21 protein-coding genes are annotated in these 23376 nt (G+C 72.4%); 9 read left to right on the top strand and 12 right to left on the bottom strand.

What is annotated here, in order from left to right:
* Positions 1 to 65 precede the first annotated feature (65 nt).
* The 6 genes from ACZ4EF_RS28645 to ACZ4EF_RS28620 all read left to right on the top strand — a co-directional run bounded on the left by ACZ4EF_RS28645 (position 66) and on the right by ACZ4EF_RS28620 (position 7342).
* Complete coding sequence (locus tag ACZ4EF_RS28645) at positions 66 to 806, top strand: hypothetical protein (RefSeq protein WP_391161812.1); 741 nt, start codon at positions 66 to 68, stop codon at positions 804 to 806.
* 247 nt (positions 807 to 1053) lie between these two features.
* Entirely contained in the window at positions 1054 to 1815 is a 762-nt protein-coding gene (locus tag ACZ4EF_RS28640; RefSeq protein ID WP_355349102.1) for a GOLPH3/VPS74 family protein, read from the top strand.
* A 125-nt stretch (positions 1816 to 1940) separates the two neighbouring features.
* Positions 1941 to 2201, top strand: coding sequence for a DUF5133 domain-containing protein (locus tag ACZ4EF_RS28635; protein WP_467506963.1), 261 nt, complete (start codon positions 1941 to 1943; stop codon positions 2199 to 2201).
* Between the two features lie 131 nt (positions 2202 to 2332).
* The gene (locus tag ACZ4EF_RS28630; RefSeq protein ID WP_355349108.1) at positions 2333 to 2515 is read left to right on the top strand and encodes a hypothetical protein; all 183 of its coding nucleotides are present in this window, start codon (positions 2333 to 2335) and stop codon (positions 2513 to 2515) included.
* Positions 2516 to 2848: 333 nt separating this feature from the next.
* A complete protein-coding gene (locus tag ACZ4EF_RS28625) occupies positions 2849 to 5821 on the top strand; it encodes an alpha-L-rhamnosidase-related protein (RefSeq protein WP_467506961.1) in 2973 nt (990 codons plus the stop codon).
* A gap of 264 nt (positions 5822 to 6085) precedes the next feature.
* Positions 6086 to 7342 (top strand): S53 family peptidase, encoded by a 1257-nt coding sequence (locus tag ACZ4EF_RS28620; protein ID WP_391049934.1) that lies wholly within the window; start codon positions 6086 to 6088, stop codon positions 7340 to 7342.
* Positions 7343 to 7432: 90 nt separating this feature from the next.
* Here the strand turns inward: ACZ4EF_RS28620 and ACZ4EF_RS28615 are convergent, their stop codons facing one another.
* Positions 7433 to 8335, bottom strand: a complete 903-nt coding sequence (locus tag ACZ4EF_RS28615; RefSeq protein WP_391161808.1) for an oxygenase MpaB family protein — start codon at positions 8333 to 8335, stop codon at positions 7433 to 7435.
* A gap of 160 nt (positions 8336 to 8495) precedes the next feature.
* On the opposite strand from ACZ4EF_RS28615, the gene ACZ4EF_RS28610 reads away from it, so the two are divergent.
* Complete coding sequence (locus ACZ4EF_RS28610) at positions 8496 to 9092, top strand: GNAT family N-acetyltransferase (protein WP_467506959.1); 597 nt, start codon at positions 8496 to 8498, stop codon at positions 9090 to 9092.
* Here ACZ4EF_RS28610 and ACZ4EF_RS28605 read toward each other — a convergent pair.
* The 6 genes from ACZ4EF_RS28605 to ACZ4EF_RS28580 form a co-directional block, all read right to left on the bottom strand.
* Positions 9068 to 9508 (bottom strand): GNAT family N-acetyltransferase, encoded by a 441-nt coding sequence (locus ACZ4EF_RS28605; RefSeq protein WP_402711824.1) that lies wholly within the window; start codon positions 9506 to 9508, stop codon positions 9068 to 9070. The genes ACZ4EF_RS28610 and ACZ4EF_RS28605 overlap by 25 nt on opposite strands.
* Positions 9509 to 9569: 61 nt before the next feature.
* Positions 9570 to 10781: an MFS transporter gene (locus tag ACZ4EF_RS28600; protein ID WP_391049942.1), complete on the bottom strand. Its 1212-nt coding sequence runs from the start codon at positions 10779 to 10781 to the stop codon at positions 9570 to 9572.
* 5 nt (positions 10782 to 10786) lie between these two features.
* A complete protein-coding gene (locus ACZ4EF_RS28595; protein WP_355348379.1) occupies positions 10787 to 11389 on the bottom strand; it encodes a GNAT family N-acetyltransferase in 603 nt (200 codons plus the stop codon).
* Positions 11386 to 12597 carry a type III PLP-dependent enzyme gene (locus tag ACZ4EF_RS28590; protein WP_467506956.1) on the bottom strand — a complete coding sequence of 404 codons (1212 nt, stop codon included), beginning with the start codon at positions 12595 to 12597 and terminating at the stop codon, positions 11386 to 11388. The genes ACZ4EF_RS28595 and ACZ4EF_RS28590 overlap by 4 nt, the downstream gene beginning before the upstream one ends.
* Before the next feature lie 8 nt (positions 12598 to 12605).
* A complete protein-coding gene (locus tag ACZ4EF_RS28585; protein WP_467506954.1) occupies positions 12606 to 13925 on the bottom strand; it encodes a DUF6271 family protein in 1320 nt (439 codons plus the stop codon).
* Positions 13907 to 14968 carry a phytanoyl-CoA dioxygenase family protein gene (locus ACZ4EF_RS28580; RefSeq protein WP_391161801.1) on the bottom strand — a complete coding sequence of 354 codons (1062 nt, stop codon included), beginning with the start codon at positions 14966 to 14968 and terminating at the stop codon, positions 13907 to 13909. Before ACZ4EF_RS28580 ends, ACZ4EF_RS28585 begins: the two co-directional genes overlap by 19 nt.
* Before the next feature lie 569 nt (positions 14969 to 15537).
* Here ACZ4EF_RS28580 and ACZ4EF_RS28575 point away from each other — a divergent pair.
* Together ACZ4EF_RS28575 and ACZ4EF_RS28570 are read left to right on the top strand one after the other, a co-directional pair.
* On the top strand, positions 15538 to 17049 hold the full coding sequence (locus tag ACZ4EF_RS28575; protein WP_391049952.1) for a glycoside hydrolase family 3 protein: 1512 nt from the start codon (positions 15538 to 15540) through the stop codon (positions 17047 to 17049).
* Between the two features lie 136 nt (positions 17050 to 17185).
* Complete coding sequence (locus ACZ4EF_RS28570) at positions 17186 to 18148, top strand: helix-turn-helix domain-containing protein (protein WP_467506951.1); 963 nt, start codon at positions 17186 to 17188, stop codon at positions 18146 to 18148.
* Positions 18149 to 18243: 95 nt separating this feature from the next.
* On the opposite strand, the gene ACZ4EF_RS28565 is transcribed toward ACZ4EF_RS28570, so the two are convergent.
* The 5 genes from ACZ4EF_RS28565 to ACZ4EF_RS28545 form a co-directional block, all read right to left on the bottom strand.
* The gene (locus ACZ4EF_RS28565; protein ID WP_467506949.1) at positions 18244 to 19725 is read right to left on the bottom strand and encodes an FAD-dependent oxidoreductase; all 1482 of its coding nucleotides are present in this window, start codon (positions 19723 to 19725) and stop codon (positions 18244 to 18246) included.
* Positions 19722 to 20018, bottom strand: a complete 297-nt coding sequence (locus ACZ4EF_RS28560) for a (2Fe-2S)-binding protein (protein WP_467506947.1) — start codon at positions 20016 to 20018, stop codon at positions 19722 to 19724. Before ACZ4EF_RS28560 ends, ACZ4EF_RS28565 begins: the two co-directional genes overlap by 4 nt.
* A complete protein-coding gene (locus tag ACZ4EF_RS28555; RefSeq protein WP_391161795.1) occupies positions 20002 to 21243 on the bottom strand; it encodes an NAD(P)/FAD-dependent oxidoreductase in 1242 nt (413 codons plus the stop codon). The genes ACZ4EF_RS28560 and ACZ4EF_RS28555 overlap by 17 nt, the downstream gene beginning before the upstream one ends.
* 104 nt (positions 21244 to 21347) lie before the next feature.
* Complete coding sequence (locus ACZ4EF_RS28550; protein ID WP_467506945.1) at positions 21348 to 22349, bottom strand: proline racemase family protein; 1002 nt, start codon at positions 22347 to 22349, stop codon at positions 21348 to 21350.
* The gene (locus ACZ4EF_RS28545; RefSeq protein WP_467506943.1) at positions 22346 to 23254 is read right to left on the bottom strand and encodes a dihydrodipicolinate synthase family protein; all 909 of its coding nucleotides are present in this window, start codon (positions 23252 to 23254) and stop codon (positions 22346 to 22348) included. Before ACZ4EF_RS28545 ends, ACZ4EF_RS28550 begins: the two co-directional genes overlap by 4 nt.
* Positions 23255 to 23376 lie beyond the last annotated feature (122 nt).

Raw genomic sequence — 23376 nt, 5'->3', positions numbered from 1 at the left:
CGCACGACGGGCCACACCAACGCGCACCGCCGGACGCACGACCGGGCGCACCGCGAGGAGCAGCCGTGATATCCGAGCCGGAACTGACGGGCGGACTCGACGAGCCCACGCCCGCGGACATGGTCTCCGACGGGGACCCCGCCCCCCGACCGGCCGCCTTCGGCCCGGGCGGCAGGCGCCTGTGGGCGGTCGGCCTCGGCGGCGCCCTCGTCGCGTCCGCCGCGTGGGCGGGCGGCCTGTACGCGTACGGCCCGCGGCACAGCGGCGCACCGGACATGCACGGCTACGTCCTGCACGGCAGCCCGTGCGCGGGACTCACCCTCAAGCCGCTCACCGACGCGCTCAAGGCCACCGACACCCAGACCGTCTCACCCGCAGTGGTCCACCTCGGCCCCGCGCTCGACCAGATCCGCTGCACGATCGAGACCACGTCACCGATCCCGCTGCGCGGCGGCACGGCGCGTTACGAGGTGGTCGTCGGCGTCGACCTGCACAAGGCGACCGACCCCGCCGCCGAATTCGAGGACCAGCGCGATCTCGACACCGCCGACCTCATCCCCGTCACGACCACCGAATCCGTCCCCGACCTCGGGGACAAGGCGTACTTCCTCACCATCAACGCGGGGTCGCAGCAGCTCAAAGTCCTCGACGGCGGCGCGGTGTTCACCCTCACCCTCAACGGCTACAACTACCTCGCCACCAGCGTGGACGGGCAGCAGGGCGACAGCACCTCCGAGACCGACCTGCGGGCGTACCAGCCCGCGCTGATCGCCACGGTGCGCAACGTGATGAAGGGGCAGAAGTAGCGGGCACGGCAACGGTGACGTCCCGGACGGACATGACAGTCGGGGCGGAGGCGGCGGCCACGCCGACCCGGGCCCTCGCCCCTATCGGGTGTCCTTGAGAGCCCCGCCGCCGGAGTACCCGCCGGGTCGCGGTCGCGTTGGGTAGTTTTGTGGCACGTCCTTCACAGCGGTCCAGGCCGGACCGCCTCCGGGCCGGCGACCGCCGTCCGGCGGCCCGGCCGCGCCGCCCACGATGCGGAGCAGCGCGATGACCACACCACGAGACCTGATCGTCGTCGCCATGGACGTGCCGCCCGACCTCCTCGTGGACCGCGGCGACCTCTCCCTCGCCCTGGCCGGGGCCGAGCTGATCGACCTCATCGCGGCGAAGGAGTTGACGCTGCGCGGCGACCGCGTGGTGCCCGTACCCCGGCCGGAGGGCGAGCGGCGCACCGCGGACCGGCTGCTGGGGGAGGCGCTGACGGCGTACGAGACGGCGACGCGCTCCGCGGAGGCCGCCGACCGCGACCCGGGCAGGGCGACGGACAAGGCGACGGAAAGAGCGGCGGGCGAGGCGGCGGACAGGCCGACGGGGAAGCGGGCGGAACCGGCCGCGGAGAGCGGCGCGGACGACAATCCGGGGGAGCGCGTCGAGGACTGGCTGTGGCGCCGGGGCCGGGACCTGCCGACCGCGTACATCGCCGCGCTCGAAGAGGACGGCACGCTGGTCCCCGAGCGGCACCGGCGCTGGGGCCTGCTCCCCACCAGCCGACGCGTCCTCGCCGACACGCCGGGTCGGCGCCGGGCGGCCCAGCACTGGGCGTCGGACGCGCCGGTCCTCAGGGCGCTCGCCACCCTCATCGGGGTCAAGGGCGACGAGCCGCCGCCGGACGAGGTCCCCACGGGCAGCCCGTCGCGGGTGGTGCTGCGCGCACTCCGGCACGCCGTCGAGGAGTTGGCCGAGGAGCGCCGTCTGCGCACCACCCGGCTCGATCGCGCCAACGCCACCTACCGCAGCCGCGGTTACTGACGGTCTGACGGTCGGTCACCCGCTCCCGATCAATCACGATTCGGGGGAGTGGACGGCTTGTTACGGGGTAGGCGACTCTTGCCCCGTGACACGGGGTGAGCAATTTTCCACGAGAGGCTGTGACGATGTCGGCCCACCCTGCCGCGCTGCGTGAACTGGTCGAGCGGTACGAGCACTTGAATTCCCAGAGCCCCGAGGTCCGCTCCGAGCCGCGGATCCGCGACCTCCTGCGTGACACCGCCTACACACTGTGCGTGGCGACCGGCACCGGCGAGATCGGCGCCGCGCTGGCCGCCGCCCGCGCCCTGCTCGCCGAAGCCGGGGACACCGAGGCGCTGGACGACGAGGCCGGAGACGCGACCACCGTCCTCGAAGCGGCGGCTTAGGGCCCCTCCTGAACCCCACGTCACCTCCAGAACCTCACGTCACCTCCCGCGCCCACGGGCGGCGGTACGCGGACCGGCACATATCAGCTCCAAACCCGTTGTGAACCGGCCCGACGGGGCACACTCACCGCATGGCTGATCTTGACGACGACCCGGTGATGGTCTGCGCCGAATGCGGGCGCACCAGCGACTGGAACCCCACGACCTTCTGCTCGTGGGCGTGCTTCGACACCGAGCCGCGGCCGGGCGCACCCGAGGCGATGGCGTACTTCACCGGCGCGGCCCCCGAGGACCCGGCCGACAGCGAGGAGTGAAGGGCCGCTTACGCGCTGCCCCCCTCGCGTCCCGGCGTGCCGACAAGTCGGTTTCAGGCCGCTGCCCGCGCGTCCCGGCGTGCCGACAAGGCGGTCCCAGCCCGCCGCCAGCCCGCCCCGCCATGCCGTCCTGCCCGCCGCGATACGAGCCCGGCCCGCCCCTGGCGTGACGCTCGCGGTCACCCCCCGACGCGACGGCCGCACCCGCCCCCCTGTCCGATCCCTTGACGCGCGGGAGAGCGCTCTCATATGTTCCCCACGCACCGCATGAATGAAACGATTCACTCGCGTCTGCCGTTGAGTCACCCCCCACCTCGCACGGAGGCCGGAGCCATGTCCTTCCCCCACCCGCCGGGGCGACGATCGCCCTTATCCGCTTCCCGCCGCTTCAGGGTCGCGCTGTTCCTCGCGACCCTGTGCGCCGCCGTCGGCCTGTCGACCACGCCGCCCGCGTCCGCCGATGCCCGCAGCTCCGAAGCCCGTACTGCCGCGGCCCCCGCGGTTCCGGCCGCCGCCCCCACCGGGCTCGCCGGCCGGTCGGCGGGCGACGCGTACATCTACGCCCCGCACAGCAGGACGCTCGCCCCGGTCGCGGTCAAGGGCACGTCCGGGTCCGTCACCTCACCGGGGAACGTGCTGTCGGGCGCCTCGACCCGCATCTCCGGGACGAACGCGTATCTGGTCCTCGACTTCGGCAAGGAGGTCGGCGGGCTGGTGACGCTGAGATTCGCCGGGGCGAGCGGCAGCGGGCAGCGGGTCGGCCTGGCCTTCAGCGAGTCGTCGCTGTACGTCGGCCCGGTCAGCGACTTGAGCAGCGGCACCGTGTACTCCGGTTCCGGCACCGACGGCGCGCTGACCGCGACCGTCGACGGCGCGGGCACGTACACCATGCCGACCGACAAACTGCGCGGCGGCTTCCGCTACTTGACGGTTTTCATGGGGACGTCCGGCTGGGTGGACCTCAACGGGGTCTCGCTGGCGTTCACCGGCGCGGCCGGGATGAGCGACCCCGCCGCGTACACCAACTACTTCTATTCGAGCGACCCGCTGCTGAACAAGATCTGGTACGCCGGGGCCTACACCGTCCAGATGGACACGATCGCGCCCGACACCGGCCGCGCCTATCCGCCGCCCGCCTCCGGGTGGGAGAACAACGCCGTGATCGGCACGGGAGCGGGCATCCTCAGCGACGGCGCCAAGCGCGACCGCGCCGTCTGGCCCGGCGACCTCGGTGTGTCGACGCCCACCGAATACGTCTCGACCCATGACATCGCGTCCACCAAGAACGCCCTCAACAGCCTCTACCAGCACCAGAATTCCTCGACCGGTGAGCTGGAGTACGGCGGTCCGGCCGTCAACTTCTACGGCTCCGACACCTATCACACGTGGACGCTCATCGGGTCGGCGTCGTACTACACCTACTCCGCCGACAAGGCGTGGCTGGACTCGGTGTGGAGCCGCTACCGGCTCGGCATGTCCTTCATCACCGCGAAGATCGACGGCAACGGCCTGCTGAACGTCACCGGGACCAACGACTGGGCGCGCGGCGGCCAGGGCGGCGAGAACATCGAGGCCAACGCGCTGCTCTACGCGGCCCTCACCAGCGGTGCGACGCTCGCGTCCGTCGAGGGGGACACGACGGACGCCACCGCCTGGCGTCAGCGCGCGGCCACCGTGAAGTCCGCCGTCAACCAGCGGCTCTGGAACGGCGCGGTCGGCCTCTACCGCGACAACCCGACCAGCACGCTCTATCCGCAGGACGGCAACTCGCTCGCGGTCTGGTACGGGCTGACCGACAGCGCGGACAAGGACACCGCCATCGCGCACGCGCTAGCCGCTCGGTGGAACGACCACGGCGCGGCCAGCCCCGAGAAGGACGGCGGCGCCATCGGCACCTTCCCCGGATCGATGGAGGTTCAGGCCCACTTCGCGGCCGACGACGACATCAACGCGCTGGCCCTGATCCGCCGCGAGTGGGGCTACATGCTGGGCAGCCCCACGGGCACGGGAAGTACGTTCTGGGAGGGGTTCCGCTCCGACGGGTCCTTCGACTACGGCGGCACGTACATGAGCCTGGCGCACGGCTGGGGGACCGGACCGACCTCCGCCCTCACCTTCTACCTGCTGGGCCTGTCCCCGACCGGCACCGCTGCCTACGACTTCGTGCCGCACCCCGGCGACCTCGCCCACACCGAGGGCACCATCACCATGCCGCAGGGCACGGTGACCGGCTCCTGGGACCGGGACACGGCCGCGGGTACCCTCACCGAGTCGCTGACGAGCCCGGCGGGGACCACCGGCCGGATCGGCGTACCCACCAACGGCTCCGCCGACGTCACCGTCACCGTCAACGGCGCCACCGTGTGGAGCGGCGGCGCCTTCCATCCGGGCGCGGGCATCAACGGCGGGTCGAGCGACGGCCGTTACGTCTACCTCACCGGCGTCCCCGCCGGGACGTACGCGGTGTCCGCCACCGGCCTCGGCGCACCCGTGCCCTTCGCCACCTCGGTCGCGGGCACGACGCTGCCGACCGGCTACACCCTGTGCGCCGTCGAGGGCGGCACCTGCACCCCGTCCGGCAGCCAGGTCATGGCCTACGGCGCGGGCGCGTACGCCTACCGGTCCGTCAGCGGCGCGACGCTCTGCGCGGCCTCCGCCTTCGGCGGCGCCGACCCGGCCTACGGCGTACTGAAGTCCTGCTACCTCGCCCCGTCCGGCGGCCCCGCGGGCTACACCTCGTGCGCGGCGGAGAAGGGGACCTGCGCGGTCAGCGGCACCCAGGAGGTCGCCTACGGCGCGAACGGCGCCTTCCGCTTCCAGGTGGTCACCGGCAGCGTCGCCTGCACCAACGACGCCTTCGGCGCCGACCCGTTGTACAACACGGCCAAGAGCTGCTGGGCCGCCCCGAACGGGCCGCCCGCGGGCAACTGGACGCAGTGCGCGGCCGAGAAGTCCGTCTGCTCGGCCACCGGATCGCAACCCGTCGCGTACGGCGCCGCGGGCGCGTTCTGGACCGGCCGCTCCAACGGCCCGACGACCTGCGGCAACGACACGATCGGGGTCGACCCGGTCTTCGGCGTGGCCAAGAGCTGCTACACGTACGCGGGCGCCCCGCCCGGCTTTCCGGCGACCTGCTCGGCGGAGAACGGCAGTTGCGCCTTCACCGGCCGCAGGACCGTGGCGTACGGGGCGGCGGGCGACTATCTCTACGCGACGTTCACCGGGGGCACCCCCTGCACCACCGCGGCCTTCGGCGGCGGTGACCCGATCCCGAACGTCGCCAAATCCTGCTACCTGACGTCGTAGGGCGGACCCAAGCGGCGGAACGCGCAGGGGAGTTGCGAAACCACGCAAGTGGAATCCATGCATCCTGCGCGGTCATTTCTCGACCACGTCTTCCCCAAGGCGAACTGACGAAGGCAAAGCGGAGGTAGAGACTTCGCCCGGTCCCTGTATTGACGTGACCGCGTCACCCATAGTGGCGGTTCGGTGCCTCAGTCACCCCACCTGGCACCGCAGGCACCACTGCATCCGCAGGCCCCCAGGTAACCCACCACAGGAGGCAGTTCGTTGCGCATCACCCTGAATCCGGCGATACGTCGCGCCGGTCTACCCCTCACAGCGGTCGCCGCTCTGGCCGCTTCCGCGCTGGCCCTCACCCCGTCCGCCGTCGCGCAGACGCCGGCCGCCGCGCAGCCCGTCCACACCGCGCGGGCCTGTGCCACGCCCGCCAAGGCGGGCGACATGGCCTGTAAGGCGCTGCGCGTCACCAGCGGCACCGTGCACGCCGCGCGGACCACTACGGTCTCGCCGGACGCGGCCACCGCCGCCACGCCGTCGGGCTACGGTCCCACCGACCTGCGCGCCGCCTACGGCCTCACCTCGGCGGCGTCCACCAACGGCAGCGGCGAGACGGTCGCGATCGTCGACGCGTACGACGACCCCAACGCCGCCAGTGACCTGGCCGCCTACCGGTCGTACTACGGTCTGCCCGCCTGCACGGTGGCCAGCGGCTGCTTCAAGAAGGTGAGCCAGACCGGCTCCACCACGTCCCTGCCCAGCGCCGACTCGGGCTGGGCCGAGGAGATCTCCCTCGACCTGGACATGGCCAGCGCCATCTGCCCGAAGTGCAACATCCTCCTGGTCGAGGCCAGTTCCGCCTCCATGGCCAACCTCGGCAAGTCGGTCAACGAGGCCGTCGCCCTGGGCGCGAAGTTCGTCTCGAACAGCTACGGCGGTTCCGAGTCGTCCTCCGACACCAGCTACGACTCCTCGTACTTCAACCACCCCGGTGTCGCGATCACCGTCAGCGCCGGTGACTCCGGCTACGGCGCCGAGTACCCCGCGGCCTCGAAGTACGTGACCGCCGTCGGCGGCACCAACCTCAAGAAGTCGTCCACGACCCGCGGTTGGACGGAGACGGTCTGGTCCGGCTCCGGCTCCGGCTGCTCGGCCTACGACGCCAAGCAGTCCTGGCAGAAGGACACCGGCTGCTCGAAGCGGACCATCGCCGACGTCTCGGCGGTCGCCGACCCGGCCACCGGTGTCGCGGTCTACGACTCCTACGGCGTCACGGCCGGCTGGTACACCTTCGGCGGTACCAGCGTCTCCTCCCCGATCATCGCCTCGGTCTACGCGCTGGCGGGCAACCCGTCCTCCGGCTCGTACCCGACGTCCTTCCCGTATGCCCACACCACGGCGCTCAACGACGTGACCAGCGGCTCCAACGGAAGCTGCTCCGGCAGCTACCTGTGCACCGGCAAGGCCGGTTACGACGGTCCGACCGGTCTCGGCACCCCGGCCGGGACGACGGCCTTCGCGGGCTGATCTCCCGTTTCTCGCGGGCGGGGGGGGGGGGGGGGGGGCCACCCCCCCCCCCCCCCCCCCCGCCTCTGCGCCGTCTTCCGGCCCCGCCCGTCAGCCTTCTGACGGCCCGTCGGACCGCGCGGCGGCCTCCGGAGCCATCGCCCAGCGGATCGTCCTGGTCAGACCGTGCCCCGCGAGCCGGACGCCGGTCGCCTCGGTGATCGGCAGATACGGCAGCCGCAGCGGGCTGCGGGCCCACGAAGGAAGCAGCCCCACCGCGCCCGCGGCCAAGATCGCGTACGGGCCGCGGGCGGCCCACGGCAGCGGCGGGTCGAGCAGCAGGAAACGCGCCGCGTCCCGCGCCTCGGCCGTGGACCGCAACTCCGGCCGGTACGCGGCGAGCCGGGCGGTCAGCGCCGCCTGGTCGCGCGGCGGGTCGAGGACACCGAGGGCTTCCGCGACCCGCGCGGTGTCCGCCACGTAGGCGTCGCAGCCTGCGGCGTCCAACGGCCGCGCCCCGTACCGCTGATGAGCGCGCAGGAAACTGTCCACCTCGGCGACGTGCACCCAGCCCAGCAGATGCGGATCCGACGCCCGGTACGGCTCCCCCTCCGCGGTCGTGCCGCTGACGCGCGCGTGCACCGCCCGTACCTGCTCGACGGCCTGCCGCGCGTCCTCGGCGGTGCCGAAGGTCGTGACCGCCAGAAAGGTGCTGGTGCGCTGGAGACGGCCCCACGGATCTCCCCGGTAGCCGGAGTGCGCGGCGACCGCGGCCATCGCCAGCGGATGCAGCGACTGCAACAGCAGCGCACGCAAGCCCCCGATGAACATCGACGCGTCACCGTGCACCACACGGATCGGCCGCTCGGGACCGAACCATCGCGGCCCCCGCGCGTCCTGGATCCGCGCCCGGTTCTCCGGCCCCGAGGGCCCCGCCACCCGCGCCAGCAATTCCGCGCGCAACCGCTGCCGCACGGCTGCGACGCCGGGAATGTCCAGAATACTGACGGCCATATCGCCACTGTACGACTCGGGCGTGAACGCGGTCGCGCGGGGAGGTGTCGGCGAGGTCCCGCCGGAGATGATGTGGGACGGAACAGGCGGCCGGACCCCGGCGGTACCCGGGCGCGGCGGCCCACGAACGGAAGCACCTGCGCGGGAGAGGCGGAACGCGATGACGACGGCTGAGGCGGGCGCGCTCGGGGACGAGCTGCGCATCGAGCGGGCGCGAGCGCTGGACCCCGGAGCGGCGCACGCGCTGCTGGCCCCACTGGTCCGGGGCGGCGCCCCGCTCGGCTGGCTGGAGCCGCCCGGCCCCGACGAGGTCACGGCCCTCCTCGACCGGGTCCTGACCGCCGTACGGGCCGGTGACGGGTCGCTGCGCGCCGCGTATCTCGGCGAGGACCTGGTCGGGTTCGGCTACTGGCTGCGGTACACCCGCCCCACCCACCGCCCCCACGCCGACCTGGAGCGGCTCGCCGTGGACGGCGCCGCCCACGGCCACGGCATCGGCCGCGCCCTGACCGCGGCGCTCGTCGCCGACGCCCGCCGGGCCGGGATCGAAGTGCTCACCCTCGACGCCCGTGGCGACAACACCCGCGCCATCGGCCTCTACGAATCACTGGGCTTTCGTGAGTACGGCCGCCTGCCGGACTTCGTGGCGGTCGGGCCGCGCCGCTACGACAAGGTGTTCCACATGCTCGACCTGCGCCCCGGCCGCCACGGCGGCGGCGCGGAGGACGCCGCTCAGGGCAGCCGCAGCGTCACGTAACGGATCGTGTCGCCCGGCAGCAGATACCGCTCGACCTCGACGAAGCCCTGCGTGAGCGCGAAGCGCAGCCCGTCCTCATTGGACTCCAGCACCACCGTCTCGACGGCGCCCGGCCGCAGCTCCCGCGCGTGCGCGAGCCCGCGCGCGTACAGCTCCCGGCCGAAGCCCCGCCCCCGGTGTGCGCTGAGGACCCGCGCGATGACCGTGACCACCGGCTCGTCGTCGGTCGGCGGCCGTACCGTCATGTTTCCGACCAGGACGTCGCCGAGGTAGGCGACCTCCAGGAGGTGGCGCCCGCTGCGCTCCCGGACGTCGTCCAGGGACAGCGGATGCGTGGGGATGACCGTGTTGTGGACGGCGCGCCAGTCCTGGACGAAGGCGTCGGGGCGCACGCGTTCGATGCGAAGTGTGCTCACCTGCACAGCGAAGCGGGCGCGCCCCGAGGCGTCAACCGTGATTCGGGGCGCGGCCCGCGGCTCAGGCAGTCGACGTCCAGCGGATCTGCGTGCTGCACAGGGACACGACCAGCGCCGAGGCGGCCACGGCGCCCAGGCCCCAGACCAGACCGGTCGCGTTGGCGATGAAGCCGATCACCGGCGGCCCCGCGAGCAGCCCCGTCGTACCCATCGTCGCGACCAGCGTCAGCGCGTCCGAACCCTGACCGGCCGCCGCCACGTACACGCACGGCGTCACGGCGGCGATGCCCAGGCCGACCGCGGCGAAGCCGATCAGCGCCGGGACCACGCCGCCGCTGAGCAGCGCGATGGCCAGGCCCGCCGCGGCCAGGGCGCTGCCCGCACGGACGATCAGGCCGTCACCCCAGCGGCTGCGCCAGCCGTCGGCGAAGAGCCGGGCGAGCACCATCATGACCGAGACGACGGCGATGCCCATGGGCGCCAGTTCGGCCGAGGCCTTGGCGACGTCCTTCATGTAGATCGCCGACCAGTCGTTCATCGCACCCTCGGTGACCGTGCCGAAGGCCATCGCGCAGCCCATCCACAGGGTCATACGGGCGGGCAGTGTCCACTTGCCGCGGCTCTTGGCACCCCGTTCCTCCGCGACCGCGACCGCGTCCTCCTTCTGCTCCTGCGCCTCGGCCGCCTCGTCCTTGGCCGCGATTTGCTCTTGCGTCAGCAGCCCGGTCCTGGCGTACGCGGTCAGCAGGAGCAACAGGACGGCGGCGGCGCCGAAGTGCACCGCCATCGTCGAGGTGACGGTGTTCATTCCGGAGGCGAGCAGGGCCGCGCCGAGCGAGCCGCCGCTGAAGGTCGCGTGCAGCTTGGCCATGGCGTTGCGCCGATGGACGGCCTCCAGCGCCGCGCCCTGCGCGTTCATCGCCACATTCAGGCAGGCCACGAGCACCCCGTCGCAGCCCATGACGAGCAGCGCGACCGGGTAGTTCGGCATGACGGACAGCGGAATGAGCAGCAGCGTCAGGCCGACGGCCGAGAGCAGCGACAGCAGCCGCGAGCCCAGCCGCCGCATCAGCATCGCCACCAGCGGGAAAGCGGCGGCGGCGCCGATGCCGGTGGCCATCAGCAGCAGCCCCACCTGCGCGGCGGTCAGGTCCAGATGCGCCTTGATCGCGGGCAGCCGCGACGCCCAGGTGGCGTACTGAAAACCCAGCGAGAAGAAGAGCGCCCCGATCGCCAACTGCCCGCGCCGGAACGGATCGTGAACGTGCAACACAGGCGTTATCCCACTTCGTTTCGCGTTGGTGCCCCGCTCAGCAGGCCGCTGGTCGGCGTCGGACTCTCGACGGTCGGCGCGGTCGGCAGCGCCATGGACATGTACACCGAACCGGCCCCGTAGCTCTCGGAGTTCACGACCTCCTTCTGGGCGGCGAAGCCGTTCGCCGCCCAGAAGGTGTGACTGCCGCCGACCGCGACGAGCGACATCTGCTCGTATCCCTGCCGGAGCGCCCGCCCGGTGAGGTGGTGCAGCAGGCGTTTGCCCAGGCCCCGGCCGCGCAGATCCTCGGCGATGACGAGGTCGTGCACATGCAGATTGCGCGAGCGGAAGACCACCTCCTCGCCGCGGGCGAGGTCGGGCGCCTGCGAGACCGGGTACGGCAGCGCCAACAGGTAACCGGCGAGCCGCTGTTCGACGTCGAGGACGAAGCACGTCGTCGGCGACGCCCACGCCTTCGACTCCAGCGCGGCCCGCCCCTCGGACAGACCGAGGGAGGTGTAGGCGGCGGCTTCGAGCGCGACGAGGTCCGCCCAGTCGCCGTCGCCGACAGGGCGGACGCGCGCGTGCTCCGTCACCGCGCGCCGGGGTGTCTCGCGGTCGCTCACCTGTCGTGCTCCTTCCGCGGGCGGCCCGGCCCGTCGCCCGCGCCGCGTACGCACACGTACGGCAGCGGGCTGAAGCCGTTGAACCCCTGGGTCATGTAACTGACGGCGTAGGCACCGCTGGACAGCACCCACACCGGGTCGCCCGACACGACCGACTCGGGTACCGGGACCAGGCTGTGCTCGCGCGAATAGGCGTCGTCGCTGTCACAGGTCGGACCGGCCACGGTGGCCTCGACGCGCGGGGTGTCGGGGTGGGTGGGGAAGACCAGCCGGTACTGCAACTCGTCCATCTCGTACAGGCCGTTGAACTTCCCGCAGCTCAGGTAGAGCCAGCGGTGGGCCGTGCCGTCCGCCGTGTGCCGGGTGGACAGCCGCGAGACGTGCGCCCGGACGGCCCCGTGGTCGGCGACCAGATGGCGGCCCGGCTCCATCACGAAGCCCAGGCCGTCGCCCGCCGCCTCCCGGCACCGCTGCATGCCCTCGCGGATGACGGCGAAGATCTTGTCGATCGGCGGGTCGAGCGGCCTGCCGCGCTTGTCGAGATAGCCGAGCGCGGGCAGGCCGCCGCCCAGATTGACGTACCGCGGCGGCATACCGCGCTCGCCGAGCACGGTCAGCGTGTCGACCAGTTGCTCGAACGCCCGCTGCCACGCCTCGGCCGTCATCTGCTGCGAACCGACGTGCACGGAGAGCCCGGCCGGCCGCAGCCCGGACTCCCGCGCCTTCTCCAGCACGGCCACGGCGTCCTCGGCCGAGCAGCCGAACTTGTTGCTCAGACCCCAGAGCGCACCGTCACCGTCGGTCGCCAGCCGGCAGAACACCCGCGAGCCGGGGGCGTGCGCCGCGACGGCGGCGACGTCCTCCAGGCTGTCGGTGGCGAAGTCCCTGACACCGAGGCGATAGGCCGCCGCGATGTCCCGGTCCGACTTGACGGTGTTGCCGTAGTGAATTCTCCCGACCGCGACGCCGGAGCGTACGGCCTGCTCGATCTCGTTGATACTCGCCGCGTCGAATCCGCTGCCTTTCGCGACAAGACAGGCGAGCACTTCGTCCACGGGACAGGATTTCATGGCGAAGCGCACCGCGATTCCCGGCAGCTCGCGCAGCAGGGAATCGTAGCGTTCCTCGATACCGCTGAGATCGAAGACGATCCGGTCCTCGGCGCTGGCCGAAAGAGCGGCGAACAGTGAGGCGTTCTCGTGCGTCATGTGCGGCGTCAGCCAGGCAGCCGCTGGAGTGTGTCGAGACCCGTTTCCCTGCTCGCCCGAATCATCGCCGACCATGTTTCCGTCAACAGGGCGTAGTCCTCGATGTCCCCGCGGGCCTCGTCCAGCAACCGCTCGCGCCGCTCCGTGAGCGATTCCGCGAATTCCGCGTACCTGCCGCCGAGCTTGCGGTAGGACCGGTCGAGGATGTCCAGCCGCTCCACATTCTCCGCACGGTCCAGCAGAGCGCTGTCCCGCAGCAATTCGGCGACCGCGGCCACCCGTATCCGGTGGTCGTCGTCCAGCAGCGCGGAACCGGCCTCGGCCATCCGGTCGTACACGGCGTTGAGATACAGCATCGACAGGAAGAATTTGGCGAAGCGCAAGTGATACGCCATGAACCCGGCGTCCGTCTTCCGCTCACCGGTGTGGTAATTGACGATGTTCCGGTTGTGCAGGACACCGGGCAGCGTCGCGTCGTGGACGAGGTGGATCAGGAAGTAGTCGCTTCCGATCGTGTCCGTCGCGGGCATCAGCGGGACCTGCTCGTGGACCCCGTGGAAGGCGATGTTGCACATGTCGACCCGCATCGGGTCGACCAGGGTGAGCGTCGAGTGGTCGCCCGCGAAGGGCTCGTGGCCCGCGCCCTTGAAGGACTCGTCGACCAGTTCGCGCTTCTTCCGCGACGACCAGTGGACCGGCGCCCACAGCCCGACCACGTCGTAGTAGGCGTCGCGGTCGAGCCGGTGCATCTCCTCGATGTCGACGGACATCTCGCCGATGAAGGAACTGCCCACCATGGAGACGGTCTTGCCGGTGTGCGCGTCCGCCAGATCGGTCTCGGTCACTCCGGCCGCCGCGTCGGCCGCCCGCTTGCCGAGCGACAACAGCTCATGGTGGACGGGGAAGACCGGCAGACCGTCCACGGACTGGTAGCGGCTGTCGGAGTCCCTGCGGTGTACGGACTCGCAGCCCAGCGCCGCGGCGATCAGGAACGCGCGGTTGGTGCAGGCGCCGTACGAGAGCCCGGCGGGCAGCATCAGATCGAGCAGCAACTCGGGCTTGTCCGGCGCGGCCCGCTCGATGACCCGCCGCAGGAAGTCGCGCTGCTCCGCCTCGCCGAGGTGGTGCACGACGACGCCCGGTACGGCCGGCAGACCGCGCACGACCCGAGCGTGCTGCTCGCGGGCTTCGGCGTCGGAGGAGTCCAGGACCAGCAGACGCACCTCGACGTCGAAGTGCGTGGCGGCGTGGGCCGCCTCCTCGTGCACCGCCGATATCGTTGTCGCGCAGGGCCTGTTGGTGGGAAGCGTCAGGCAGATTCGGCGCATGTCCGCTCCCCGGTCCCCTGGTCCGCGGACGGCTGCTTCCAGGAGTCGCGGCCCAGCAGCTTGGCGCCCAGGTCGGTCAGCTCCGCGGGTCCGTACCGCAGGGACTCGTGCCGGGTGGCGTCGCCGACCAGCGTGCCGTTCCACTCCGGAGTGCTGAGCGTCCGCCAGGAGTTGACGCGCGAGTCCCGCAGCTCCTGGTGCGACTCCAGGGCGGGCATCATCGAGAGGTACTGGGCGGCGCGGACGCCGCTCTGCGAGGTGTTGGGCGCGACGCCGTGCGCGAGCAGCCCGTTCCAGATCAGCAGGTCACCGGCCTTGAGATCGGGCTGGATGACGGGGTATTCGGCGCGGTCGACGCTCGGCCGGATCGGGTCGCGGTCCTCCGGCTGGAGCGCCTTCCACTCCTCGAACCGGTGGAAGAGGTCGGGCGCGCACTGGAAGCCGCCCTGGTCGGGCTTGGTGTCGTTGAGCGCGATGATCCCCTGGACGCGCTGCGGGAGCACCTCCAGCGTGGTGTCGATGTCCCAGTGCAGCGTGATGTCGAAGCCGCGCTCGGTCGGCGCGATGTGGGCGCGGTCCCGGTTCTTGATGTTGGGCGGGTTGAGGTTGAGCCGGTCCAGCGTCACCCACAGCTCTTCGCAGTCCCATACGTCGACGAAGGCGTCGTAGACGCGCTGCGACTGCCGGCTGTCCCACATGAGCTGGTGCTGGTAAGCCTCGACGAAACCGTAGATGTGCAGTTCCCTGTCGAGATCCGAGCGGAACTCCCGCTCCTCGTACCAGGTGTCCGGGCGGGCCGGATCAAGTCCCTGGAAATTCCAGGCGAATTCCAGGAGTTCGTCGGCCGCGACGGCGGGTATCGCCTGCCGCACCACGACGTATCCGTAGGTCTGCCAGAAAGTGAAGTCCTCTTCCGACAGCACACGGAGTTTCTGTGTCTTGCGGAGGTTCCGCAGCGGAGTCGGTGTGAGGTAGGTCTCGCCGTCCGAGCTGAAGTACGGGCGTTCGGAAGAGGCTCGAAAAGAATGATCAGGCGCCGACAAAGCAGTCGCTCCAGGGTTCGGTTCTCTGATGCGGATCGCCCCCGGGCTTTCCTTCGGCCGGGACGGATCGGCCGTGTGGGGACAGGCAATCGCGTCCGGTGCCGAGAGTGGTTCTGGGCGACCGCCACTACATGTGCCTACGTCAAAGCACGGCGGAACCGTGCGTTGCCGTCGGTGGGCGAGTGGGTGCGTACGGCAACGGACGTTCGCAACTTGCCCATCATTCATGGCACTACGCCGCGCTTGTCGCTCGCTGAACTCGCGTCCCACTAAAATGGATTAGACCAACCGCCCATGTCAACCGTGGAGTTGACGTGTCGCGGCGCCTGAAGGCGGCGATTCGGCCACCTCGTCGCCGTGCGCGATCCGGGCCCTACCACGGGTGACGCGGCTTCCCCGGCGGCGACGGACCAGGTCAGGCGCGGTCTCCCGGACGCCCCGGCCGATGTGGCCGGTGTACGTGCGTCAGGCACTTGACACCCCAGATCACGCTGGGCGAGTATCCGGATGGTCTGTACCAATGTCCGCCGTGTCACAAATGCGTTGGCTCTACGTGGAAGGCCCAGTTGATGTCCTCCAGCACGCCCGACAAGGAGCTGCGACGACTCGCGCTCTCCGTTCTCCAGCCCGGCTTCGTGGGGACGGAGGCGCCGGAGTGGGTGCTGCGGGCCATCGGTGACGGCCTGGCCTCCGTCGTCCTCTTCTCGCGCAACATCGCCTCGCCCCAGCAGGTGGCCCGGCTGACCGCGCAACTGCGCGCCGAGAACCCCGCGTTGATCATCGCGATCGACGAGGAAGCCGGGGACGTCACCCGTATCGAGTCCTCGACCGGTTCCACCCGGCCCGGCAATTTCGCGCTCGGCGCCGTGGACGACCCCGACCTCACCGAGTCCGTCGCCCGCGACCTCGGCCGCCAACTGCACGCCGCCGGCGTCAGCCTCAACTACGCGCCCAGCGTGGACGTCAACTCCAACCCGGACAACCCGATCATCGGGGTGCGCTCCTTCGGCGTCGACGCCGGTCTGGTCGCCCGGCACGCGGGCGCCTGGATCCAGGGTCTCCAGTCGGCCGGAGTCGCCGCCTGCGCCAAGCACTTCCCCGGTCACGGGGACGTCGCTGTCGACTCCCACCACGGCCTGCCCAGCTACGACGCCGACCTCGCGACCATCGCCGCCCAGGCCCTGCCGCCCTTCGAGGCCGCCGTCCGGGCGGGCGTGCGCGCCGTGATGAGCGGTCACCTCCTCGTGCCCGCCTACGACCCGCACGTTCCGGCCACCCTCAGCAGCCGCATCCTCGACGGGCTGCTCCGCAAGGAACTCGGCTTCGACGGCCTGATCGTCACCGACGCCATCGAGATGGGCGCCGTCACCGACCGCTACGGCATCGACGGCGCCACCGTGAAGGCCGTCGTCGCGGGCTGCGACGCGGTCTGTGTCGGCGGCGAGAACTCCGGGGCCGACACCGTCGACCTGCTCACCGACGCGCTCGCCGACGCCGTACGGTCGGGCGACCTCACGCAGGCGCGGCTGGAGGAGGCGTCCGAGCGGGTCCGCGCCTTCGCCGAGTGGTCGACCGGCCTGGCGCGGGCGGTTCCGGTCAATCCGGTCAGCGGCGACATCGGTTACGTCGCCGCCCGCCGCGCCATACGCCTCGGCGGCTCCGCGGGCGACGTCCTCCCGCTGACCGCGCCCCCGCACGTGGTCGAACTGGTGCCGTCCACCAACCTGGCCATCGGCAAGGAGACCCCCTGGGGCGTCGCGGCCCCGCTGCGCGAGCGGCTGCCCGGCACCACCTTCGTCCGCGTCCACCACCAGGAACTCGCCGCCGACGCCGCCCTCCTGGAGTCGTACGCGCTCGCGCCCGCCGCCGGGCGCCCGCTGGTCGTCGTCGTCAGGGACGCCTCCCGCAACAAGTGGATGGGCCGCGCGCTCGCCGAACTCGCCGGGGCACGTCCCGACGCGATCGTCGTCGAGATGGGCCTGCCGGGCGACTCCGTCCAGGGCGCCGCGCAGATCTTCACCCATGGCGCGACGGCCGCCTCCGGTGTCGCCGCGGCGGAAGTCCTGGTGGGCGCGCGGTAGTCGGGCCGGGCCCCGGCGGGGTCCGCGCCTTGGGCGGGTCCGACGACCACCGGGGGATACTTGGCCCGAGGCGGTCCGCGGCCGGAGACTCCGGGACGCGGCCACCGCGGTCCGAGGGGGAGCCATGATGCGGACGATGTTCGATCGTGACGATCTGTCGCCGCCGGACCGGCTGGCGGCCCTCAACGAGCTGTTCGTCACCAGCGAGCACCCGATGAGCCTGTCCAGCCGGGAGGCGGAGGACTTCAGGGCGTCGGCCAGGACCGTCGACCTCGCGGCGGTGAACGTGGTCGAGCTGAGGGTCTCGCCCTCGCAGGTCGTCCGCACGCCGAAGATGGTCCGCCAGGCGGATCCGGAACTCCTCTGCCTGGCCATGGCGCCCTCGGGCAAGCTCGTCATGAGCCAGCTCGGCCGCGAGGCGGTCCTGGAGGCGACGGACATCGTCCTCTACGACAGCTCGCGCCCCTTCGGACTCCAACTCGGCGCGGGCGGCGAGCCCACCACACTCGTACGCGTCCACATCCCGCGCGCACAGCTCGGACAGCCCGCCGACCGGATCGAACGCCTGCTGGCCCGGCCCTTACCGGGACAGGCCGGATTCGCGGGCATGCTCGTGCACTTCCTCACCGGCCTGACCACGCAGGCGGCCTACCGCCCCGACGATCTCGGGCGGCTGGCCCGTATCTCCGAGGACCTGCTCACCGCCGTCGTCGCCCACCACCTCGACGCGGAAGCCGCCCTCCGCGAGGACTCACGCCGACGCACACTCCTGCTGAGCGTCGAAGCCTTCGTCCAGCAGCATCTGCACGACCCCGACCTCTCGCCGACCCACATCGCCGACGCCCTGCACGTCTCCGTCGGCTACCTCCACCGGCTCTTCACCACGCGCGAGACCACCCTCGCCGCCTGGATCCGCCGCCTCCGCCTGGAGCGCGCCCGCCGCGACCTGCGCGACCCCGCCCTCCGGGACATCCCCATTCACCGCATAGCCGCCCGCTGGGGATTCAAGGACCACTCCACCTTCACCCGTTCCTTCCGCACCGCCTACCACCTCTCGCCCCGCGACTACCGCCACGCGACGGGGAGCAGCGAACCGTAAACGGCTGGGCTCAGCGGCACCGTGTCGTGCCGCATGCCTGAGGTCGCCATGGCTGAGGACGCGGTGGCTGAGTGCGCCATGCCTGAGCGCGCCTCTTACGCGTCAGGACTGCCCCCTTCGCCGTCGCCGTCGCCGTCCCCGTCCGCCGCGGCGATCTCGCCCAGCGGCACGGGGAAGGCCAGCGGGCGGGTGGCCAGGCCGCGGTGGTCGGCGGCGGTGGCGGGGCGGCCGGTGAGGGCGGCGCTGATCGCGGTGGTCGCGAAGCCGCACACACGGCCCTGGCACATGCCCATACCGGGGCGGGCGAGCTGCTTGAGGGTGCGCGGGTCGTCCGCGCCCAGCGTGCGGTGGGCCTCGTCGAGCGCCGCGAAGGTGACCTCCTCGCAGCGACAGACGACCGTGTCGGGCGTGAGCCACGCCGTCCAGTGCGCCGGGACCGGATGGGCGGTGTGCATCGCCGCGGCGAAGCGGCGACCCCGCCGGATGCCCGACCGCAGACGGCGTACGTCGCCGCGGTCGTAGGACCGGCCCAGGTCGGCGGCCACGGCGAGCCCGCTCAACCGGCCCTCGCGCAGGGCGAGCGCGGCACCCCCGACCCCGGTGCACTCCCCGGCGAGGTAGACGCCGGGCACGCTCGCGCGCTGCCACGCGTCCACCACCGCGACCAGCGAGCCGTCCACGTCCACCCGCGTCCGCGCGCCCAGCGCCAGCGGCAGTTCGAGAGCGGGGGTGAAACCCCAGCCGAGCGCCACCAGATCCACCGCGACCTCGGTGGCGCGCGCGGTGACGGGGCGGCCGTCGCGGCCCAGCGGCGCCACCCGGACCGCGCGGACGCGCGTCCCGCCGAGGATGTGGGTGACGACGGTCCTCGTCCGGTACGGGATACGGTGGCGCGCAAGCAGCGCCGCGTACCGCGCCGCCTCCACCGCCTTGGCCGGTTCCCGCGCCGCGCCGCCGGCCTCGCGCAGCCAGCCGCGCAGCGCGTTCGCCTCGCAGATCAGGGGTACGTCCGCCCCGGCCGCGGCGAGGCCCGTCGCCACCGGGAGCAGGAAGGGGCCGGTCCCGGCCACCACGGCCCGCCGCCCGGCCAGGGTGCCGTCCGCCTTGAGCAGCGCCTGCACGCCGCCCGCCGCCATGACACCGGGCAAGTCCCAGCCGGGAATGGGCAGTTGGCGGTCGTATCCGCCCGGACAGAGCACCAGGGCGCGCGCGGCCACCGTCACGGCCGGTGCGCGGGCCGTGACGTGCGCGGGCCGGGTCCTGAGAATGAAGCCGTCGGCCCCGCGCTCGGCCCGCCAGACCTGCCGGCCGTACAGCGTCCGTACCCCGGCTCGGGGCAGGCGCTCCGTCAAGTCCGCGTACGTGCCCAGGTGGTGGTGTCCCTCGTCGGCGCGCGGTCCCCCCGGTCCGTGCCGCCAGAACTCGCCGCCGGGGCGCGCCGCCGCGTCGACCAGGATGACGCTCAGCCCCGCCTCGGCGGCGGTCACCGCCGCGGCCAGCCCCGCGGGACCCGCGCCGACCACCGCGACCTCGGCCCGCGCGACCTCGGCCTCCGCCGTCGTGGCGGCGCCCGTCATCGGTCGGTGCCTTCGTATGTGGCGGGCGCCGTCTCCAGCCGCATGCCGTCGGCCGCCGGCACCTGGCAGGCGCGCTGGTCGCGGTGGCCGTCCACGGTGATCAGGCAGTCGAAGCAGACGCCGATCCCGCAGAACAGGCCGCGCGGTTGGCCCTCGACGCGGGTCGACCGCCAGGCGACGATGCCCGCCGCCATCAGGGCGGAGCCGACGCTTTGGCCCTCGCGGGCAGAAACGGGCCGGCCGTCGAGGAACACGGTGCAGGGCGCCGCGAGGTCGTCAGCGTGAGGGGGCACGGGGTTCCTCCTGCGGTTCCTCGGTGGGCGGGCTGGTGTCGAAGCGCTCGGGGGCGAAGGGCGCGAGGTCCAGCGGTACGGCCTGGCCGGTCAGCGCACCGACGAGCAGGCTGGCCGTGCCCGCCGACAGACCGATCCCGGCGCCCTCGTGCCCGCAGGCGTGCCACAGCCCCGGAGCCCGCGGATCGGGGCCGATCACCGGCAGGTGGTCGGGGCAGTAGGGGCGGAAGCCGACGTAGGAGCGCAGCGCCGGGACCGAGGCCAGGAACGGGAAGAGCGCGATGGCCTTGCGGGCCAGCGCCGCGGGGACGGCGGGGGACAGCCGCCGGTCGAAGCCGACGCGTTCGCGCGAGGAGCCGATCAGGACGGTGCCCGCGCGGGTGCCCTCCACCACGGGCGACGTCTGGAGTGCGGCGTCACCGCTGGCCACATCGGCGACGTACTCTGCGGCGTAGACCTTGTGCCGGATGACCAGGGGGAGCGGCCGGGTGACCAGGACGGCGCCGCGCCGGGGGAGCACCGGCACCCGTACTCCGGCCAGCGCCGCCACGTCGCCCGCCCACGGGCCCGCCGCGTTGAGCACGGCCGGGGCGTGCACCGGACCGCGGTGGGTGTCGACGCCGGTGATCCGTCCCCCGGACGTGCGGAAACCGGTCACCTCCGTGCCGGTCCTGACCCGCGCGCCCGCCTCACGGGCCAGGCGCAGCAGGTGCGCGACGACGAGCACGGGCTGCACCTGGGCGTCCTGCGGGTAGAACGCGCCGGAGACCAGCTCCCGCGACAGCAGCGGTTCGTAGCCGGGCAGTTCGTCGCCGGACACCTCGACCGCCTCGACGCCGAGGGTGCGCTGATGCCGTACGAGCGTGGCCAGCGTCCCCGAACCCTGCGCGGTGGCGGCCACGACGAGACCGCCCTTGGGCTCGTACTCCCACAGGCCGGCGTGTTCCGCGAGGTCGTCACGCCACACGCGCAGCGAGAGCAGGGCCAGATCGAGCTCGGGGCCCGGCTCCTTGTCGGAGACCAGCAGATTGCCCTCGCCCGCGCTGGAAGTGCCGCCCGCCAGCGGACCGCGGTCCAGGACCGTGACGTCGAGACCGGCGCGCGCCGCGAAGTACGCGGCGGCGGCACCGATCACGCCCGCGCCGATGACGACCAGGTCAGCGGTGTCGGACGCCGTGGCCGGGCGCGGCGCCGTTCGCGACGCGGGCGGGTGCGGTGTGCGCATGGCGGCCTTCCCGGTCGCAGGTCAGGGGCGGGGCGTGGGGTTCACGGGCGGGTGCGGACGCGGGGTCCACCGGCGGGTGCGGGCGGGGGTCCACCGGCAGGGCACTACAGGAGGAATCCCGCGGGAAAGGGGTCGTCGGGGTCGAGCATGTACTGGGCGGTACCGGTGATCCATGCCCGCCCGGTGACGGTCGGTACCACCGCGGGGACGCCGCCGACCTCGGTCTCCTCCACCAGACGGCCGACGAAGCGGGTGCCGATGAACGACTCGTTCACGAAGTCGGTGTCCAGCGCGAGCTCCCCGCGGGCGTGCAACTGCGCCATCCGCGCGCTGGTCCCCGTACCGCACGGGGAGCGGTCGAACCAGCCGGGGTGGATGGCCATGGCGTGCCGGGAGTGGCGGGCGGTGGAGCCGGGCGCGGTGAGATAGACGTGGTGGCAGCCGCGGATGTCAGGGCGCTCCGGATGGACCGGTTCGTCGGCCTCGTTGATCGCCGCCATGACGGCCAGGCCCGCCTCCAGCAGCCGTCCGCCCTCCCGCCGGTCGAAGGGCAGGCCGATCCGCTCCAGGTCGACGACGGCGTAGAAGTTGCCGCCGAAGGCGAGGTCGTAGCCCACCTCGCCGAGGCCGGGCACGGTGACGGTCCGGTCCAGCGCGTGCGCGTAGGAGGCGACATTGCGCAGCGTCACCGACCGGGCGGCGCCGTCCTCGACCGCCACCTCCACGGTGACCAGCCCCGCCGGGGTGTCCAGCCGGATCACGGTGACCGGCTCGCGGACCTCCACCATGCCGGTCTCGACCAGCACGGTCGCCACCCCGATGGTGCCGTGGCCGCACATGGGCAGCACCCCGGACACCTCGATGAACAGCACCCCCCAGTCGGCGTCGGGCCGGGTCGGGGGCTGGAGGATCGCACCGCTCATCGCGGCGTGCCCGCGCGGCTCGTACATCAGCAGGGTGCGCAGATCGTCCTTGGTGGCCATGAACCACGTACGCCGCTCGGCCATGGTGCCGCCCGGCAGGACGCCCACGCCGCCGGTGATCACACGGGTCGGCATGCCCTCGGTGTGGGAGTCGACGGCGTGGAAGACGCGCCGCGCCCTCATCGGCAGCCCTCCGCGACCGCGGCCTTCGTCAGCTCGGTGATCCGCGCGGCGACGTCGTCGGGCAGCGGACCGCGCGGCGGACGGCAGGGGCCGCCGTACCGTCCGGCCACATCCATGGACAGCTTGATGGCCTGGACGAATTCCGTCTTGGAGTCCCAGCGCAGCAGCGCGTGCAGCGAGCGGTAGAGGGCGATTCCGGCCGGTACGTCGGCGGGGTCGTCCGACGTGATCAGGCGGAACATCTCGACGGTGGTGGCCGGGAAGGCGTTGGTGTACCCCGCGATCCAGCCGACCGCGCCCGCGAGCCCCAGCTCCAGCACCATGTCGTCGGCGCCGACGATCAGGTCCAGGCCCGGCGCCGACTCGGCCAGCAGATAGGCGCGGCGCGGATCGCCGCTGAACTCCTTGACCGCCACGATCAGATTCTCGGCGTGCAGTTCGGCGAGCAGGCCGGGGGTGAGGTCGACCTTGGTGTCGATGGGGTTGTTGTACGCGACCACGGGCAGCCCGACCCGCGCGGCCTCGCGGTAGTGGGCGACGACATCGGAGCGCGAGGCCCGGTAGGAGTTGGGCGGCAGCAGCAGGACGGAGGCGGCGCCGGCCTCCGCCGCCCGCTCGATCCACTCGCAGACCTCCCGCCACCCGTACGCGGCCACGCCGGGCATCACCCCGAAGCCCTCGGGGGCCGCCTCGATCGCGGTCCGCATCACGCGGGTGCGCTCGTCGATACTGAGGGTCTGGTACTCGCCGAGCGAACCGTTGGGGCACACGCCGTGGCAGCCGCCGTCGGCCAGGAACCGGACGTGCTCGCCGTACGCGTCGAGGTCGACCGAACCGTCGGGGCGGAACGGGAGCGCGGTGGCGACGTAGACCCCGTGCCAGGGCTGCGCCTGGGTGTCGGGCATGCGGTTCTCCTCACGGGAAGGGCGGACGCGCCGCCTCGGCGGTGCGAGGACGACGGGGGCCGGGCGGGCGAACGAGGGCTCGCGGGCCGCGCGTTGGGCGCCTGGACGCTGACGGGGGCGCC

The sequence above is a fragment of the Streptomyces sp. NPDC025721 genome (assembly GCF_055558595.1).
The sequence above is the reverse complement of the archived record's forward strand: the minus strand, read 5'-3'. Positions and strand labels throughout refer to the sequence as shown.

Coding starts and splice junctions, on each gene's coding strand:
- ACZ4EF_RS28640 (WP_355349102.1), top strand. CDS start 1,054: ATGACCACACCACGAGACCTGATCGTCGTCGCCATGGACGTGCCGCCC.
- ACZ4EF_RS28635 (WP_467506963.1), top strand. CDS start 1,941: ATGTCGGCCCACCCTGCCGCGCTGCGTGAACTGGTCGAGCGGTACGAG.
- ACZ4EF_RS28630 (WP_355349108.1), top strand. CDS start 2,333: ATGGCTGATCTTGACGACGACCCGGTGATGGTCTGCGCCGAATGCGGG.
- ACZ4EF_RS28625 (WP_467506961.1), top strand. CDS start 2,849: ATGTCCTTCCCCCACCCGCCGGGGCGACGATCGCCCTTATCCGCTTCC.
- ACZ4EF_RS28615 (WP_391161808.1), bottom strand. CDS start 8,335: ATGGCCGTCAGTATTCTGGACATTCCCGGCGTCGCAGCCGTGCGGCAG.
- ACZ4EF_RS28610 (WP_467506959.1), top strand. CDS start 8,496: ATGACGACGGCTGAGGCGGGCGCGCTCGGGGACGAGCTGCGCATCGAG.
- ACZ4EF_RS28590 (WP_467506956.1), bottom strand. CDS start 12,597: ATGACGCACGAGAACGCCTCACTGTTCGCCGCTCTTTCGGCCAGCGCC.
- ACZ4EF_RS28585 (WP_467506954.1), bottom strand. CDS start 13,925: ATGCGCCGAATCTGCCTGACGCTTCCCACCAACAGGCCCTGCGCGACA.
- ACZ4EF_RS28575 (WP_391049952.1), top strand. CDS start 15,538: ATGTCCTCCAGCACGCCCGACAAGGAGCTGCGACGACTCGCGCTCTCC.
- ACZ4EF_RS28570 (WP_467506951.1), top strand. CDS start 17,186: ATGTTCGATCGTGACGATCTGTCGCCGCCGGACCGGCTGGCGGCCCTC.
- ACZ4EF_RS28565 (WP_467506949.1), bottom strand. CDS start 19,725: ATGACGGGCGCCGCCACGACGGCGGAGGCCGAGGTCGCGCGGGCCGAG.
- ACZ4EF_RS28555 (WP_391161795.1), bottom strand. CDS start 21,243: ATGCGCACACCGCACCCGCCCGCGTCGCGAACGGCGCCGCGCCCGGCC.
- ACZ4EF_RS28550 (WP_467506945.1), bottom strand. CDS start 22,349: ATGAGGGCGCGGCGCGTCTTCCACGCCGTCGACTCCCACACCGAGGGC.
- ACZ4EF_RS28545 (WP_467506943.1), bottom strand. CDS start 23,254: ATGCCCGACACCCAGGCGCAGCCCTGGCACGGGGTCTACGTCGCCACC.